Here is a 458-nt window from a genome sequence, read left to right on the forward strand (position 1 = left end):
TTCGCAAATTCAATTATAACACAAAACACCCATTTTTCATGCCTGTAAACTCTGAAATTTTCAGAATTTACAGGCATTTATTTTATGGAAGTCCCCTAATATTAGCAAAGACACTGGATGAAAAATACACATATGGAGACGCGCTCATTACTCGACCGTTTATGGACACGCAAAATAAAAAATACAGCTCCGATATATTTAATCTTTTCAAACAAATATGGAATAACAGAGATATTGTCATCATAGAGGGCGATAAAACACTTTTTGGCGTAAACAATGAATTACTAAATAATGCATCTACGATTAAAAGAATAATCGCACCTGCCTTGAACGCTTATGACTATAAAAATGAAATAATACAAGGGGACTTCCATAAAATAAATGCCTGTAAATTCTGAAAATTTCAGAGTTTACAGGCATGAAAAATGGGTGTTTTGTGTTATAATTGAATTTGCGAA

At 32.1% G+C, this 458-nt stretch carries 1 protein-coding gene; it reads left to right on the plus strand.

Features of this window, described 5'->3' with window-relative positions; all coding sequences use genetic code 11:
- The coding region (locus GBM95_RS12060) for a GT-D fold domain-containing glycosyltransferase (RefSeq protein ID WP_226963337.1) at window positions 1-398 on the plus strand (398 nt) is incomplete at its 5' end.
- Between the last annotated feature and the right edge of the window lie 60 nt (window positions 399-458).

This window comes from Sutterella seckii (genome assembly GCF_009183815.1).
GTDB classification, from domain to species: Bacteria; Pseudomonadota; Gammaproteobacteria; order Burkholderiales; family Burkholderiaceae_F; genus Sutterella; species Sutterella seckii.